Consider the following 16,734-nt stretch of genomic DNA (forward strand, 5'->3'; position numbering starts at 1 on the left):
CTAGTGTTTGATTCTCTGAGCGATCGCCTCAATGACACATTTGACCGCCTGCGCGGCAAGGGTAAGCTGACCGAGGCCGACATCACCTCGGCCATGCGCGACATTCGCATGGCGTTGCTCGAGGCCGACGTCAACTTTAAGGTTGTCAAGGAGTTCGTCGCCAAGACCAAGGAGCGCTGCATGACCGCCGAGGTCATGGAGTCGCTGTCGCCGGCGCAAAACGTCGTCAAGATCGTGCTCGACGAGCTTACCGAGATGCTCGGCTCCACCGAGAGTAAGCTCGTTTTTAGTAACCGCATTCCTAATGTCATCATGCTCGTGGGCCTGCAGGGCTCCGGTAAGACCACGGCGGCCGTAAAGCTGGCCTACCTGCTCAAGAAGCAGGGCCGCTCGCCGCTGCTCGCCGCGTGCGACGTCTACCGTCCCGCCGCAGCCGACCAGCTAGCCACGCTTGGCGGAGAGATCGGCGTGCCGGTCTTCCGCGGCGACGGTGCACACCCGGTCGACATCGCCAAGGGCGCTATTCAGGAGGCCGTCGACCACCTGCGTGACGTGGTCATCGTCGATACCGCCGGTCGTTTGCAGATCGACGAGCAGATGATGCAGGAAGCCGTGGACATCAAGAAGGCCGTCAAGCCCGATCAGGTGCTGATGGTCGTCGATGCCATGACCGGCCAGGATATCGTCAACGTCGTCTCGACCTTCGCCGAGCGCACCGACTTTGACGGCGTGATCATCTCCAAGCTCGACGGCGATGCCCGTGGTGGCGGCGCGCTTTCCGTGCGCCAGGTGACCGGCAAGCCCATCAAGTTCGTGAGCATGGGCGAGAAGCCCGATTCGCTGGAGCCGTTCTACCCCGACCGTATGGCCAAGCGAATCTTGGGCATGGGCGACGTCGTCGGCATCATCGAGAAGGCCCAGGAGGCCGCCGATGCCGAGCAGCTCGAGGCCGCCGAGCGCATGCTGCGCGAGGGCTTTACCATGAACGACATGCTCGACCAGATGAAAGCCGTTAAGAAGATGGGCGGCATGAAGGGCATTCTCGGCATGCTCCCCGGTGGCCAGCGCGCGCTCAACCAGATGGGCGGCAACTTGGACGAGGGCATCTTCGACAAGAACGAGGCCATCATTATGTCGATGACCAAGGAGGAACGCCTGCGCCCCTCCATCATCAACGGCCAGCGTCGCGCCCGCATTGCCAAGGGCGCCGGCGTGACCCCCACCGAGGTCAACAGCCTTATGAAGCAGTGGGGCGAGATGAACAAGATGATGGGACGCATGCGCACGATGGCCAATCAGGCGCAGGCCGGCGGCAAGAAGGGCAAAAAGGGCAAGAAGGGCAAGAAGATGCGCATGCCCAATATCCCTGGCCTGGACGCTATGGGTCTGGGCAGCATGGGCGGCCTGGGTACGGGCGGTCCCAAGTCCGATATGGAGCTGCTGCGCCAGATGGAAGCGCAGATGCGTAATAAGAAATAGAGCTGTAATTCCAGCTTGATATGGCAAAGGCCACTCGGAAGCTACCGGGTGGCCTTTGTTGTTGGCTTTGATTGTTGGATTGCGTTCAGTATCGCGCCCCGAGCTCGCGGTGCCGTGCCGTTAGTGGCAGCCGCAGCCCTCGTGGCCCTCGTGCTCGTGATGGCCGTGGCAGCTGCAGGAATCGCCATGCTCGTGAGTGTGGTCGTGGCCGTGGCCATGGCAGTCGCAGGTGGCCTCGCCGGTCTGCGCGAGCGTGCCGGCAATGAGGGCCTCGACGCAAGCGTCGCAGCTGCCCTGGGCACCTGCGTATACTGTGATGCCGGCTTGGGCAAGCGCGTTGATGGCGCCACCGCCGATGCCGCCGCAGATGAGCGTGTCCACGCCACCGTTGGCGAGCAGGCCCGCAAGGGCACCGTGGCCGGTGCCGTCGGTGCCCACGACCTGCTCGTTGAGTACCTTGCCATCCTGAATGTCGTAGATCTTGAACTGCTCACTGCGGCCAAAGTGCATAAAGATGTTGCCATTGTCGTACGTGGTTGCCACCCTCATGGTGCCGACCCCCTTTGCTGGCCATGCGGCCGTTGTCGTGGTGATGGGGGAGTACGCGATATTGCCGCCTTCGATGATGAGCGCCCGACCATTGACCAACGCGTTTGCCACCTTGCGATGCGCTCGGCTGCAAATAGCCGCCACCGTGGCGCGCGCGATGCCCATGTGCTTTGCGACGGCCTCCTGATTGAGGCCTTCCAGGTCGCACAGGCGCAGCACCTCGAGTTCGTCGACCGTCATGTCGATGGCGTCTCCACTGGCAAGGCCGTCGGGGGTAAAGCCGCGATATTCGGGGATGATCCCAACACGGCGCAATTTCTCGCGTCTTCCTGCCATACGTGCTCCTTATCTGACATATGTCAACAATAGAATAACGAACGTGCAGATTTACGCAAGAGATTTCTGGCATATGTCAGAAAACAAGGGCTTATGTTTGGGCTGTGGGGCCGCGTGCGCCTGGGCTACAATGAATCTCGCTTGTAGGCGACTGACAGGAGGGTCAATGAGCAAGGCTGATCAACAGTTTGTAACCATGTGCCGCGATATTCTGGACCATGGCACCACCACCGAGGGCCAAAAGGTCCGTCCGGTGTGGGAGGACGGCACCCCTGCCTATACCATTAAAAACTTTGGCGTTACGGCACGCTATGACCTGCGTGAGGAGTTTCCGGCGCTTACCCTGCGTCGTACGGCCCTCAAATCTGCCATGGATGAGATCCTATGGATCTATCAAAAGAAGTCCAATAACGTGCATGACCTCAACAGCCATATTTGGGATGAGTGGGCTGACGAGACCGGCTCCATCGGTAAGGCCTACGGGTATCAGATTGGGCAGAAGAGCCATTATGCCGAGGGCGATTTCGACCAGATGGACCGCGTTCTGTACGACCTTAAGAACACGCCGTACAGCCGCCGCATTATGACGAATACCTATGTGTTTAGCGATTTGTCCGAGATGCACCTGTATCCGTGCGCCTACAGCGTGACGTATAACGTGACGCAGCGCCCGCAGGATGACAAACCGACGCTCAACATGATTCTCAACCAGCGCAGCCAGGACATTTTGGCCGCGAACAACTGGAATGTGTGCCAGTACGCCATCTTGCTGATGATGGTCGCGCAATCGGTCGATATGATTCCCGGCGAGCTGCTACATGTGATTGCCGATGCCCACATTTACGACCGTCATGTCGATATCGTCCGCGAGCTTATCGAGCGTCCGCAGTTTGCCGCGCCCAAGGTAACGCTTAACCCCGATGTGCATGACTTCTATGCGTTTACGACCGACGACCTGATCGTCGAGGGTTATGAGCACGGCCCGCAGGTCAAGAACATCCCCATTGCGGTGTAGGTGACGCGCATGACGTGTAAGCTTTCTGCCATTGTCGCCGTGTGCGATGACTGGGGCATTGGGTGCGAGGGCGACATGGTGGTGTCCAATCGCGCCGACATGCGCCATTTTGTGGCGTGCACCAAAGGGTGCCCGGTTATTATGGGACGCAAGACCCTGCTGAGTTTTCCCGGTGGGCGTCCGCTCAAGAACCGCCGCAATATCGTGCTCACGCGTGACGAGAGCTTTGCTGCCGAGGGCGTCGACGTGGTGCATAGCGTCGACGAAGCGCTCGCCGTGGTTGCCGATGAGCCCGTTGCGTGGGTGATCGGCGGTGGCGAGGTGTATCGTCAGTTTTTGCCGTACTGCGTGGAGGCCGAGGTCACGCATGACCACTGCGTCCATCCCGTGGACACGTACTTTCCCGACTTGGACGCCGATCCCGCGTGGGAGATTGCGCGGCGTGGCGGGGTTGCCACGATTGCCTCGGGCGAGGGTGACGAGGGTGTCGATTATGAGTTCGTGACGTATCGTCGCGTTGAGGCATAAATCGCCTGGCGTGAACGGTATCATCGGGTTGATTGAATGCATGGGGCGGCGCTTAGCGTCGCCTCGTTTGGTATAGATGTGCTGTAAAGAAGGGTGCGGGCTGGCTGCTATGACTGATGCCGTTGAGGTGCTGCGAATCGATTCGCTCGAGGACGAGCGGCTCGATGCCTACGTGCGACTGACCGAGCGTGAGCTTCGCTGCGTGCTGGAGCCGCAGAAGGGCATTTTTATCGCCGAGAGCGCCAAGGTCATCGAGCGTGCGGTGCGTGCCGGATACGAGCCGGTGAGCTTTCTTTTGGGCGAACGCTGGCTCGATCAGATGATGCCGCTGTTTGAGCGCCTGGTTGTGCGCGAGGGCGCGGGTCCGGCCCCGGTGTTCGTTGCCTCCATGGAGCTCATGGAGCAGCTGACGGGTTTTAACGTGACGCGCGGTGCGCTCGCGGCATTCCGTCGTCCACGCCAGATTCCGGTAGCCGAGTTCTTGAGTGGCGTCGTCGAGGCGGCGGCCGAGCGCCCGGTGCGCGTGTGCGTGCTCGAGGGCATTGTCGACCACACCAATGTCGGCGCGATTTTCCGCTCGGCGGCTGCGCTGAACGTCGATGGCATTTTGGTGAGCCCCACTTGCTGTGACCCGCTGTACCGTCGCTCGGCCCGCGTGAGCATGGGCACGGTGTTCCAGGTGCCCTGGACGCGCATTGGCAGCGAGGCGCGCGTATGGCCGCATGATGGGCTGGCGGCGCTGCACGATGCCGGCTTTTCGTGTGCCGCCATGGCGTTGACGGATGATTCGGTGTCGCTGGACGATCCCGTGCTGCAGGAGATTGACCGCCTAGCGATCTTTATGGGTACCGAGGGTGCCGGCTTGGGCACCAAGACCATTGCCGGCTGCGACCGAGCCGCGCGCATTCCGATGGCGCACGGGGTCGATTCACTCAACGTTGCCGCTGCGAGTGCCGTCGCCTTTTGGCAACTGTGCCCGCATGTGAGCAACGAGTACCACTACCAGCCGGGGCTGTATCACTAGGCAGATATTTCGCACCGGGCTCTGGTTCGGGACGTTTCGGCCGACGTCGGTCGGTGCTAAGCTGGTTTTGGCTTTCGTTTTAAAGTGCCGTTTTGTTGTTTGACGTACGCTGGTGGGGAGGGCGTGTGGCTAAGAAATCTACGGCTATCGATGTAACGCAGGGCGTTATTTGGCAGCAGCTGCTGTCGCTGTGCGTCCCCATCTTCTTTAGTTCGTTCTTTCAGCAGGCATACACGCTTATCGGTACCTATATCGTCGGTCAGTTTGGCGGCAAGCTCGCGCTGGGTGGCATTCAGGCCACGATGGTGCTTACGGAGCTCTGCATTGGTTTTTGCGTCGGTGTTGGTGCTGGATGTGCCGTTATTACCGGCCAGTTTTTTGGTCAGCACGATGACGAGCGCTTGAGCCGATCGGTCCATACGGCCATGACGCTCGCGCTGGTGGGCGGCATTGTCATTTCCATTCTGGGCATGGTGTTTGTCGAGCCGATGCTTGTGCTGATGAATACACCGCATGAGCTGCTGGCCGAGGGTGTGGCGTATGCCCGTTGCTACTTTGCCGCCATGTTTGCGGCGCTGCTGCTCAATATGGGCACCGCGCTGCTGCGCGCCGTGGGTGATACGCGTGGCCCTGCCGTGATCATTGCCTCCGGCTGCCTCGTGAACGTGGTACTGGATATCATTTTTGTCGCCGTGCTGCATATGGAGGCCCTGGGCTGCGGTATCGCTGTGGCGCTGACCATTTGCTCCAATGCCACGATGATTGTGATTCGCATGATGCGCGCTCCGGGCGCGTGGCGCCTGTCGCTCTCTAAGCTCGGCATCGATCGCGGCATTTGCAAGAGCATGCTTTCGTGCGGTTTGCCGCTTGGTTTTCAATCGGCGGCGTATTCGATCTCCAACGTCTTGATTCAGGTGTCGGTCAACTCGTTTGGAGCCGATGTCACGACCGCTTGGGGTCTTTCCGGTCGCCTGGACGGCATTATCTGGATGGTGACCGAGGCGCTTGGTGTGTCGATTACTACGTTCTCGGCGCAGAACTTTGGTGCGCGCAATTACGATCGCATGCGAAAGGGATACCACACGTCGCTCGTGCTTTCATTTGTGCTTATCGGTGGCCTGTCTGCCGTGCTGCTGGTATTCTCGGGCCCGCTTTCGCGTCTGTTTATCGACGATGCCGCAATTTCGGCCTACACCACGACGATTCTTCATTTCATCGCGCCGTTCTACGCGATCTTCTCGATTATCGAAAACGCGTCCGGCTCCATCCGCGGCGCTGGCGTGAGCTTCCAGCCTATGATGCTCACGATATTCGGCACGGTCGTGCTCCGCGTGGCGTGGGTGTTCGCGATTATGCCGCTCGACCCCTCGCTCGAGCATCTGCTGCTGGTCTACCCCGTAACCTGGGTAATAACCGCCACGATGTTCACCATCTACCACCACAGCGGCAACTGGCTAGGCCGCGCCACTGCCTAGCCGGCACTTGGGAACTGGCTAGGCCGCGCCACCGCCTAGCCGGCACTTGGGGACGTTCCTTTTCTGCCGGCACATAGGGACGTTCCTTTTCTGCCGGCACTTTGGGACACTCCTTGGGAAGTAATTTCGCCTTTTTCGGAGACTCTGTTTGTCGTGCCCTGTAAACTGTCAAAACGGGCTTAGCAAATTAGATCGTCCGCGCCTATCAGATGTTGCCCGGTGGGTTTGTGATGGGAGGGCGATATGCCAAGAACGGGTAGAGTCGTTTCGTTAACAGGCTATAACCACATAATCGCACGCGGTAATGGCGGCATCTGCATCTTCGAAGACGATGAAGATCGCTATCGGATGCTTACGCTGTTCGAGGATAAACTTGTCGGTAATGGCGTTGGCGTTACAGCATGGTGTCTCATGTCGAATCATTTCCATCTTATGGTCGACGATCATCATGAGAAGATATCTTCGTGCATGAGCGGCGTTCTTACCTCGTATGCGATGTATTTCAATCGCAAAACAGATCGAGTTGGGCACTTGTTCCAAGATAGATTTACTAATATTCCGGTCGAGAATGATGTACAAGCAATTTCGCTTGCCGACTATATTCATATGAATCCGGTCAAGGCAGGCATTTCCGCCGTTGATACATATCGTTGGTCCAGTTACCGAGCGTATGCTTACGGTTATGATGGATTTGGATTCTGTGACCCCGGGATTGTTCTAGATCTCGTGGGTGGATCTCTTGAGTATCGTCACTATCTTGCCGATCGAATTGACCAAGCGCCCTACGATGCTGAGCCTCGACCACGCATCCTGGATGATGAGGCTCTTGAGGTCGCCAAAAGCGTTGCCGCCCCTATATCACTTCCCGAGCTTGCTTCCATGAAACCATCTGAGCGAAAGCCCATTCTCTGCAAATTGAGAAGAGCGGGTCTCACGATTAATCAAATAGTGAGGGTCGTTGGCATTGGTCGTACGTCTGTTGTTTCTGGTACGGCAGGTTGGAAGAAGATTTAGGTTACTGGATAGGTGACGGCGCAGGAGTGTCCCCAACTGCCGGCAAAAAAGAAACGTCCCCAAGTGCCGGATTCCCTTCGGATCATTTAGTATTCGATGCCTTGGCGGGCTAGGAGGCCTTCGTCGAAGTAGTGTTTGATGGGACGCATTTCGGTTGCTAGGTCGGCAAGGTCGGCGAGGGGCAGCAAGCCGCGGCCGGTGAGCACGAGCTCTGTGGTGGTCGGTTTCATCGCAATCAACGCTTCGACATCTTCGCGCGTCACAAAGCCCCGTCGCATGGCTTCTCCCAGTTCATCCAAGATCAGCATGTCTACCTGGCTAATCTGCTCGCGTGCGAGCTCCATGATCTGCGCGGCGCAAGTCTCGGGCGTGTCGCGGTCGGCCTGTACGATGCGTAGCCCCAGACGCGGCGCGGCATCGTGTTCGGCGCAGTGCAGCTTCTTTGCAAATTGCAGCATAAGTACGTTGAGCCCATAACCTGTGGCGCGCAAAGCCAGCCCCAAGGCGGCCGTGGTTTTGCCCTTGCCGTCGCCCGTGTAGATTTGAACCTTGCCGACTTCCAGTGATGCCATCTCTGTCCTTTCGTGCTCGGCGTCGGTTTATCGCCGTCCTGGTTGGGTATTCTAGAAAGCATTATCAACCCCAGTAGATGGAGTTCAAGCAGATGGAGATGGATGACAACAAACGTAGACGGAATATGATCCTCTACGTGCTCATCGCCTTCGTCGTCTACCTCGTGCTCTCGACCGTTCTGTTCCCCAACATCGGTCACACGCAGCAGATTACGAAGACCGATTACTCGACGTTTGTCAAAGCGCTCGATAAGAAGAGCGTCGACAAGGTCGAGTACAACACTGACGATTACACGATTTATTACACTAAAAAGGGCGAGGACGAGAACATCGCCTACAAGACGACCGGTGTGCCGAATGACGCGGGCTTTACCGATCGCGTGCTTGAGTCTGGCGCTTCGCTGGAGTCGGTCGTTCCCGACAAGAGCTCGGGCCTGATGACCTACTACCTGATTACGCTCATTCTTCCCATGGCGATTTTCTTCCTGATTGGCTGGTGGCTCAACCGCCGCATGAAGAAGGCTATGGGCGATGACGGCCCGTCGATGAACTTTGGGGGCGGTGGTTTTGGCGGCGGCGGACTGGGCAAGTCCGGCGCGCGCGTGATCGCCTCCAAGGACGTGGGCGTGACCTTTAAGGACGTCGCCGGCCAGGAAGAGGCCAAGGAGTCCCTCAAGGAGGTCGTCGACTTTCTGGAGAAGCCGCAGCGCTACGAGGAGATCGGCGCCAAGCTGCCGCGCGGCGCTCTTCTTGTGGGCCCTCCGGGTACCGGTAAAACCCTGCTTGCCAAGGCTGTGGCCGGCGAAGCTGGTGTTCCGTTCTTTAGTATTTCTGGTTCTGAGTTCGTCGAGATGTTCGTCGGCCGTGGCGCTGCCAAGGTGCGCGATCTGTTTAAGCAGGCCAAGGAAAAGGCCCCGTGTATCGTCTTTATCGATGAGATCGATACCATCGGTAAGAAGCGTGACGGCGGTGGCTTTAGCGGCAACGACGAGCGCGAGCAGACGCTCAACCAGCTGCTGACCGAGATGGACGGCTTCGATAACCACAAGGGTATCGTTGTGCTTGCCGCAACCAACCGTCCCGACAGCCTCGATCCCGCCCTGTTGCGCCCCGGTCGTTTTGACCGCCGCATCCCCGTTGAGCTGCCCGACCTGACCGGACGTAAGAACATTCTTGAGCTGCATGCCAAGAGCGTGAAGACGCAGCCGCCGATCGACCTGACCGCGATTGCCCGCGCCACGCCCGGTGCCTCGGGCGCCGACCTGGCCAATATCATCAACGAGGGCGCGCTGCGTGCTGTCCGCGAGGGTCGCAAGCGCGCCACGCAGGACGATTTTGAGGAGTCGGTGGAGGTCGTCATCGCCGGTCAGCAGCGTAAGTCCACGGTTCTGTCCGACCACGAGAAACAGGTTGTTTCGTACCACGAGATCGGCCATGCCATCGTTGCCGCCCGCCAGAAGGGTTCTGCGCCGGTTACCAAGATCACCATCGTGCCGCGTACGAGCGGTGCTCTGGGCTACACCATGCAGGTCGAGGAGGATGAGCGCTTCCTGACCACGCGCCAGGAAGTCCTGGACAAGCTCGCCGTCTACTGCGGCGGACGTGCTGCCGAGGAGCTGATCTTTGGCGAGATGACGACTGGCGCGGCCAATGATATCGAGCAGGCCACCAAGCTCGCCCGCAACATGGTGACGCGCTTTGGTATGTCGGATGAGTTTGGCATGATGGCGCTCGGTACCGTACAGAATGCCTACCTTAACCAGGACACGTCGCTCACCTGCGCCCCCGGTACGGCCGAGCGCGTCGACGCGATCGTCGCCAAGCTGATCGAGGATGCGCACGATCGCGCCCTGCAGATCCTCAAGGAGAACAAGTTTAAGCTCCATGAGCTGGCTCGTTATCTGTACAAGAAGGAGACCATCACGGGCGAGGAGTTTATGAATCTCCTCACGCGTGAGAATCCGCTGATGCCAAAGCAGCAGTAATCCTAGTTGCGCAGTGTCGATCGCCCCATTTGAGTGTTCATCTCAAATGGGGCGATTTTGCGTGAGGAGAGTTGTTATATGAAGATCGTGGTAAGTGCCTGCTTGATGGGCGAGAGCTGTAAGTATAACGGGCTCGACAACTACCATCGCGAGCTGATCGAGGCTTGCAAGCGCACGGGGGCCGAGGTCCTGCTGGTGTGCCCCGAGGTCTTTGGCGGCCTTCCCACGCCGCGCAAGCCATCCGAGATTGTGAACGGCGAGGTCCGTACCTGCGAGGGCGTCTCGATCGATCGCGAGTTTCGCCTGGGCGCAGAGCGCGCACTCGATATGTGCGAGCAGGCGGGCGGCCCGTCCGAAATCGCTGCGTGCATCCTTCAAGATCGTAGTCCCTCGTGCGGCGCGGGTCGCATCTACGACGGAACGTTCAGCGGTACGCTCACTGCGGGCAACGGTGTTTTTGTCGACCTACTGCTGCACCACGGGTATCGTGTGATTCCCGCAAGTGAGTTCGACCCCAGCATACTGGAACATTGTCCATAGCACTCGAACCCAACACTTCCTCACGGGTGACCGTTTTGGCATCATCCGTGAAGTTTATATTGAGTACGACCCGGTCATCAAAGACGTAGACCGAGTTGACAGGCGCCGTACCCAGGCAGCCCCTCCCCGCGGCTCTCGCGCAGGAACGCGTACACGGCCCTCCCGTCTCTTGCGCCCCTCCCGGAACTGTCCACATCAGTGTAGCCAATCCAGTCCGCCAAGGGCTGCAGCTCGGACAACGCGGCGATGGAGGGCTTCTTCGGCCTGCTCAAGAAGGAGTTCTGGCACGGCAGGGACTGGTCGGACTGGACCCCCGCCCGCTTCATCGAGGAGCTCGGGGGCTGGATCGGCCGATACAATACGGAGAGGTGCAGCGATGCGCTCGGTGGCCGCACGCCGGCCGAGCTCCGCTCCGCGCTGGGAAGGGCCGCGTAACGGTCCAAGAAATCGTCCGCAGTTCCCATTCTTGCCCCTTTGGGACGGCTTCTTGTTGGGGCGTGTCTGCCCCAAACCCTGCTAGGAACGAGTACAGCAAACTGGAATTTTAAATTAGTCTTTGCAAATAACCTTTGAACCTTCACCATCAATTACAATTCCCTGACGATTGTTAATTGGGCATAGATTCAAATCCGAAAACTCAGTCATTATTTTCTCGGTAACTTTCTTAAATGGTGCTGTGAGATAATGCGGAAGAACATAGAAATCAATCAAATTAAGCCCTGCATCATCTTCTTGTGAGTAGTCCTCCGGCTTTTCATCCATTTGCTCGATATATTGGATGTTTGGAGCGCATACAATCGCACCTGCCGATTCACCAATCATCAGTTTTCCCTTTGCCAATTCTTTCTTCAACAGCTCATCCGTTCCCGTTTTACGGAGCTGGTCTATAAGGAAAAAAGAATTTCCGCCGGTAAAATAGATCACATCCGCATCTTCAAAAAGAGACTGTATCGTTGAATAAGCCTCCGTTGAAATATCAATTTCAGTTACGATTGCTCCCAACTTTTTGAATAATTTTCGAGCCGAGCCGACATAACCGGTGTAGTCTTCACGCAGCGAAGCTGTTGGAATAAATGCGACTTTTTTATTTTCAATTTCTTCCTTTATCAGACTTCCTACACTTGAAAAGTGCGAACATAAAAACAGTTTCATCAATATTCTCCTTTATATATAAAATCTAATTTGTTGAACTAAGCCGTGTATACCATACTCTCCAATGAAAGAACGCCCTGATATAGCGAAATATTGCCGTTTTCCTGCATACGTGCGTACGCACTCCACAGGAATTCTAAGGGGCCTGCCCCCTTAGCACGCGGACTTTGGAACAAAGTCTAGTGTGCTACGCCTTGCCAGAGGTGTACTGGCTCCCGGTACGCACGTACGCAGCAATTGCCATCAATGCGTCATATGGGTGGCGATCAAGTTCGCACAAACCGACCTTGATCCCGAAAAACAAAAGGTAGGATACCATCACCACGATGATATCCTGCCTTTTGTTCGTTCCTGTTTACCGTTCCGAGTAGTCCTTCCGCAGAATTTCCGATAAACAAAAAACGTACCCGAACCCTTTCTCGTAAAGAATCGGGTTCGAGTACGAACTGAATGCTGGAGCAATATAAAACCACCACAAAGGTGCCTGTCCCCTTTGTGGCGGTTTTGGGTCAGTCCTAGAGCGTGTGGCCGTAAGCGTTGGCGGCCTTGATGGCGGCGGCGAATTTCTCGTCGGTGAAGGGCTCCGGGTTGCCTTGCTTCCATTCGTTGGTGGCGTGCGCGTACTCGCACAGGGCAGGGATATCAGCCTCGGAAAGCCCGACCTGCTCAAGCGTCACGGGCAGGCCCATCTGATTGTTAAAGGCGGCGTAGCGCTCAAGGTTCTCGGTATCGCCCGTATAGGCGAACAGTACCAGCACACCCAGGCTTACGACCTCGCCGTGCAGGTAGGAGCCCTCGCGCGGAATGCTGCAGGAAGCGTTGTAGAACGCGTGCGCCACGCTCGAGTTGTAGTAGTAATCGTTTTGGTTGGTCAGGTTCGAGACATAGCCCGTGTTGACCACGATATCGAGCGCGATCTGCTTGACGGCTTCGGTCGACAGGTTCTGGCGAACGTCCTCAAGACCCTGGACGCCAAAGGTAAACAGCGGCTCGGAGCAGGTGTGGGCGAGTGCTAGGCCAAGGCCTGCCGTGTGCTCCAGGTTGCCGGCGCTCGTGGCGTACTCGACCTCGGGCTGCTTGGACAGGGCATCACCCACGCCGGCCCAGAAGTACTCCGCCGGAGCCTCGGCGATGATCTTGGGGTTGATGAAGATGTGCGCAGGTCGGTTAGGGTACGAATAGCCCTCGAGCGAGCCGTCGTCGTTGTAGACAACGGCAATGGCGGTCGCGGCGGAGCAGTTGGAACAGATCGTCGGTACCGTAAAGACAATCTTCTTGAGCTCGATAGCTGCGGTCTTCACGGTGTCGAGCGCCTTGCCGCCGCCGCATGCGATAAGCACGTCAGCTTCCTGGCAGGCAGGGGAGTTTACGACCTTGGCGATATTTGCGCGCGTACTGTTGGTGCCGTAGACGCGCGTCTCCAGAATCTCGACGTCGGTACCTGCCAGCGCAGCTTCGATACCGGGAAGTGCTGCGGCCAGTGCTCGTTTACCACCAATGATGGCGACCTTGGTTGCTCCGTACTCGGCCAACGCGCCGTGCAGCTCGTCAAAGCAGTCCTCGCCGACGGTGTAGTCGCTCATTCCAATCGTGCGCATAGCAGCCTTCTTTCGTTAGATAAAGTGCTTTCAGGTATTTTGCTCCAAGTGAGTGCTTGCGACCGCGAGAAATTACTAAAGTATGAAACCGATGTTGAGGGTTTTTCGCCGGCGTTGACCGTGCTACCATACAGCGCATAAGCGTTGATGGGGACGAGTAGTCGGCCGTCCGTGTGCTACAGAGAACGGGGAGCGCTGAGAACCCGTGCATGCGACCGATGAAAATCACCCCGGAGCTGCGGTCCCAACGGACGCGCCGTACAGGCACGTCTTAGTAGACATCGCCGAGATGGTCGTCGATACAGGCCAGCCGAGTAACGGATGCGAGCGCGCTGTAATGCGGGTGAGGGCATCTAAGCTGGGTGGTTAAGCGAAGAGCTTTTGCGGGCAGACGGCCCGTTTTGTGGCGCTTCGTCCCAGCTTGCAGGGACGGGCGCTTTTTTGGTGCCCAGAGGGCGTGCGCGCCCATGACAAGAAAGGGGTACCGTGGCAAACGAGTACAAGCAGACGATGAATCTGCCCAAGACCGGTTTTCCCATGCGTGCCGGTCTTTCCAAGTCCGAGCCCAAGCGACTCAAGGACTGGCAGGACAATAAGGTCTACGAGCAGGTTCTGAAGAAGAACGAGGGTCACAAGAAGTTCGTGCTGCACGACGGCCCTCCGTACGCCAACGGTCCGATCCACATCGGCCACGCCATGAACAAGATTTCCAAGGACATGATCAACCGCTACTGGATGATGCAGGGCTATGAGGTTCCCTACGTCCCCGGTTGGGACTGCCACGGCCAGCCGATCGAGCACAAGGTCGAGGAGAAGCTTGGCACCGAGAAGTTCAACCAGACCCCCACGGCCAAGATTCGTGAGCTCTGCAACGAGTTCGCTGTCGAGAACATCGAGCTGCAGAAGGCCGGTTTCCGTCGCTTGGGCGTGCTCGGCGACTGGGACAACCCCTACCTGACGCTCTATCACCAGCATGACGCCGCCGACATCGAGGTTTTCAAGGCGATGTTCGATAAGGGCATGATCTATCGCGGCCACAAGCCGGTTCACTGGTGCAAGCACTGCCACACTGCGCTGGCCGAGGCCGAGATCGAGTACTCCGACGAGACGAGCCCGTCCATCTTCGTGCGCTTTGAGATGACCTCCAAGCCCGCCGGCCTCGAGAACTTCGACGGCCCGGTCGACTTCATCATCTGGACGACTACGCCGTGGACCATCCCGTCCGACCAGGCCGTTTCCCTCAAGCCCGGTGCCGCCTACGTCGCCGTTGAACACGAGGGCCGTGCCGAGGTCATGCTCGAAGACCTGGCTCCCAAGTGCTGCGAGGAGTTTGGCTGGGAGTATACCCCGGTCATGGTCGACGGCAAGCCCTACGTGGTTCCTGCCGAGACCTTCCACCACATCCACTACAAGCAGCCGATCTTTGACGGCGTTGAGGGCGTGGCGCTGCTGGCCGATTACGTCGGTGTCGATGACGGTACCGGTATCGTCCACAACTCGCCTGGCCACGGCGTCGACGACTACTTCGCCTGCCTCAAGGAGGGCATCACCGACATCTGCATGCCGGTCGATGACGACGGCAAGTTCTACACCGGCGAGGAGTTTGGCACCGGCGGCCCCTTTAGCGGCATGGATACCGATGAGGCCAACCCGCACATCATCGAGTTCCTGCGCGAGCGCGGCACCCTGGTCCTCGAGAAGAAGATCACGCACAGCTATCCGCACTGCTGGCGCTGCAAGCACCCGGTGCTCTTCCGTGCTACCGACCAGTGGTTCGTCTCGATGGACAAGACCGGTTTGCGCGAGCAGGCTGGCAAGGAGGTCCGTGAGAACGTCAAGTGGTATCCGGCTCACGCCGCCAACCGCATCGGCGCCATGGTCGAGCAGCGTCCCGACTGGTGCATCAGCCGTCAGCGCAACTGGGGCGTGCCTATCCCCAGCTACACCTGCGCCGACTGCGGCGAGAAGGTCATGAACGACGCCACGCTCGACGCCGTCATCAAGCTCTTCCACGAGAAGGGCTCCGACGCCTGGTTCACTGACGCTCCCGAGAGCTACCTGGGCGAGGCCTGCGTCTGCCCCAAGTGCGGCGGCCATCACCTCAAGGCCGATAAGGACATCCTCGACGTGTGGTGGGACTCCGGCGTCTCCTGGAAGGCCGTCTGCGAGTATCGCCCCGAGCTGGAGTATCCGGCGGACGTGTACCTCGAGGGCTCCGACCAGCACCGCGGTTGGTTCCAGAGCTCGCTGCTCACCTCGGTGGGCGCCAACGGCCACGCTCCGTACAAGGCGGTCGTCTCGCAGGGCTTCACGCTCGACGGCCAGGGCCGCAAGATGTCCAAGTCGCTCGGTAACGTCATCGACCCCAATAAGGTCTGTGACGAGATGGGCGCCGACATCATCCGTCTGTGGGTCGCCTCGGTCGATACCAGCTCCGACGTCTCCATCGATCACGAGATTCTCGCCCGTACGTCCGATGCCTATCGTCGTTTCCGCAACACGCTGCGCTTCCTGCTCTCCGAGCTCGAGGGCCAGTTTGAGCCCGAGACCGACGGCGTCGCTTTTGCCGACCTGCTGCCGCTCGACAAGCTCATGGTTGCCCGTCTGACCCAGGTCCAGGCCGAGGTCGACGACGCTTACTCTTGCTACGAGTTCCCGCGCGCTTACCGTGCGCTTTACGACTTCGTGGTTACCGAGCTTTCCAACGTGTACCTCGACGCCCTGAAGGATCGTCTGTACTGCGACAAGCCCGGTTCGCTCGAGCGCCGCAGCGCCCAGACCGTGCTTGCCGAGCTCTTCTCGATGCTCATGCGCGACCTGCAGCCGATCCTGTCCTACACGGTCGACGAGGCCATGGCCTATGCACCAGCCGGCTGCGTCGATCACCAGAAGTACGCCGCGCTGCTCGATTGGTATAAGTCGCCCATTACGGTCGACGAGGCCAATGAGTTTGAGGGCGTGCTTGAGGCTTCGCTCGAGCTCCGTAGCGCCGTGACCAAGGCCCTTGAGGATGCCCGCTCCGCCGGCACCTTCACTAAGAGCCAACAGGTCCGCGTCAAGGCGGTCGTTCCCGCCGAGATGTATGCGCTGCTGACCGGCGACAAGGCCGTTGACCTGGCCGAGTTCTACATCGTCTCCGCTGTTGAACTGACCCAGGGCGAGGAGCTCTCCGTTGCCATCGAGGCTGCCGAGGGCGAGTGCTGCGACCGTTGCTGGAACTACCGCACCACCGTCGGCGAGTACAACGGCCACGCACATATTTGCAAGAGGTGTGCGGAAGCCCTTTAAGGCACGGTAACTCGGCATTTTAGTTATAGGGAGTATTTGGGCGCCCTCGCCCCTTTTGCTCCGCTGAATAAAAGCGGCATTCCGTTATCGGGAATGCCGCTTTCTTTTATGCTGGTTATTTATCTGACGTTAGCGAATGTGTCGTGCGCTCTGCGTGTGGCAATATAAGATGGTTATTT

General features: G+C 58.5%; 13 protein-coding genes and 1 pseudogene. 10 read left to right on the forward strand and 4 right to left on the reverse strand.

From position 1 onward, the window contains the following. Window positions 1–3: 3 nt before the first annotated feature. On the forward strand, window positions 4–1,479 hold the full coding sequence (gene ffh, locus DW661_RS03175) for a signal recognition particle protein (RefSeq protein WP_117629292.1): 1,476 nt from the start codon (window positions 4–6) through the stop codon (window positions 1,477–1,479). A gap of 120 nt (window positions 1,480–1,599) precedes the next feature. Here the strand turns inward: ffh and DW661_RS03180 are convergent, their stop codons facing one another. After that, window positions 1,600–2,364 (reverse strand): DUF134 domain-containing protein, encoded by a 765-nt coding sequence (locus DW661_RS03180; RefSeq protein WP_118934585.1) that lies wholly within the window; start codon window positions 2,362–2,364, stop codon window positions 1,600–1,602. 166 nt (window positions 2,365–2,530) lie between these two features. Between DW661_RS03180 and thyA the strand changes: the two genes are divergently transcribed. From thyA to DW661_RS03205, 5 genes are all read left to right on the forward strand, one after another. Beyond that, entirely contained in the window at window positions 2,531–3,379 is an 849-nt protein-coding gene (gene thyA / locus DW661_RS03185; protein WP_117629294.1) for a thymidylate synthase, read from the forward strand. A gap of 9 nt (window positions 3,380–3,388) precedes the next feature. Further along, entirely contained in the window at window positions 3,389–3,907 is a 519-nt protein-coding gene (locus DW661_RS03190) for a dihydrofolate reductase (RefSeq protein ID WP_117820270.1), read from the forward strand. Between the two features lie 109 nt (window positions 3,908–4,016). Next, window positions 4,017–4,931 carry an RNA methyltransferase gene (locus DW661_RS03195; protein WP_118934587.1) on the forward strand — a complete coding sequence of 305 codons (915 nt, stop codon included), beginning with the start codon at window positions 4,017–4,019 and terminating at the stop codon, window positions 4,929–4,931. Window positions 4,932–5,056: 125 nt separating this feature from the next. After that, a complete protein-coding gene (locus tag DW661_RS03200) occupies window positions 5,057–6,406 on the forward strand; it encodes an MATE family efflux transporter (protein ID WP_117820269.1) in 1,350 nt (449 codons plus the stop codon). Window positions 6,407–6,649: 243 nt separating this feature from the next. Beyond that, on the forward strand, window positions 6,650–7,420 hold the full coding sequence (locus DW661_RS03205) for a transposase (RefSeq protein ID WP_117820268.1): 771 nt from the start codon (window positions 6,650–6,652) through the stop codon (window positions 7,418–7,420). Between the two features lie 86 nt (window positions 7,421–7,506). On the opposite strand, the gene DW661_RS03210 is transcribed toward DW661_RS03205, so the two are convergent. After that, a complete protein-coding gene (locus tag DW661_RS03210; protein ID WP_118934588.1) occupies window positions 7,507–7,992 on the reverse strand; it encodes a cob(I)yrinic acid a,c-diamide adenosyltransferase in 486 nt (161 codons plus the stop codon). A gap of 92 nt (window positions 7,993–8,084) precedes the next feature. On the opposite strand from DW661_RS03210, the gene ftsH reads away from it, so the two are divergent. From ftsH to DW661_RS03230, 3 genes and pseudogenes are all read left to right on the forward strand, one after another. Then, window positions 8,085–9,977 (forward strand): ATP-dependent zinc metalloprotease FtsH, encoded by a 1,893-nt coding sequence (gene ftsH / locus DW661_RS03215; RefSeq protein ID WP_192934582.1) that lies wholly within the window; start codon window positions 8,085–8,087, stop codon window positions 9,975–9,977. A 78-nt stretch (window positions 9,978–10,055) separates the two neighbouring features. After that, window positions 10,056–10,517, forward strand: coding sequence for a DUF523 domain-containing protein (locus tag DW661_RS03220; protein ID WP_117637753.1), 462 nt, complete (start codon window positions 10,056–10,058; stop codon window positions 10,515–10,517). A 213-nt stretch (window positions 10,518–10,730) separates the two neighbouring features. After that, a pseudogene (locus DW661_RS03230) lies at window positions 10,731–10,952 on the forward strand (IS3 family transposase); the annotation flags it as partial. Window positions 10,953–11,066: 114 nt separating this feature from the next. On the opposite strand, the gene DW661_RS03235 reads toward DW661_RS03230, so the two are convergent. Next, complete coding sequence (locus tag DW661_RS03235; protein ID WP_118934596.1) at window positions 11,067–11,669, reverse strand: Type 1 glutamine amidotransferase-like domain-containing protein; 603 nt, start codon at window positions 11,667–11,669, stop codon at window positions 11,067–11,069. Window positions 11,670–12,184: 515 nt separating this feature from the next. Then, the gene (locus tag DW661_RS03240) at window positions 12,185–13,267 is read right to left on the reverse strand and encodes an iron-containing alcohol dehydrogenase family protein (RefSeq protein ID WP_118934598.1); all 1,083 of its coding nucleotides are present in this window, start codon (window positions 13,265–13,267) and stop codon (window positions 12,185–12,187) included. A 510-nt stretch (window positions 13,268–13,777) separates the two neighbouring features. Between DW661_RS03240 and ileS the strand changes: the two genes are divergently transcribed. Further along, the gene (ileS, locus tag DW661_RS03245; RefSeq protein WP_370448140.1) at window positions 13,778–16,555 is read left to right on the forward strand and encodes an isoleucine--tRNA ligase; all 2,778 of its coding nucleotides are present in this window, start codon (window positions 13,778–13,780) and stop codon (window positions 16,553–16,555) included. Window positions 16,556–16,734 lie beyond the last annotated feature (179 nt).

The sequence above is a fragment of the Collinsella sp. AM24-1 genome (assembly GCF_003470325.1).
Classification (GTDB): domain Bacteria; phylum Actinomycetota; class Coriobacteriia; order Coriobacteriales; family Coriobacteriaceae; genus Collinsella.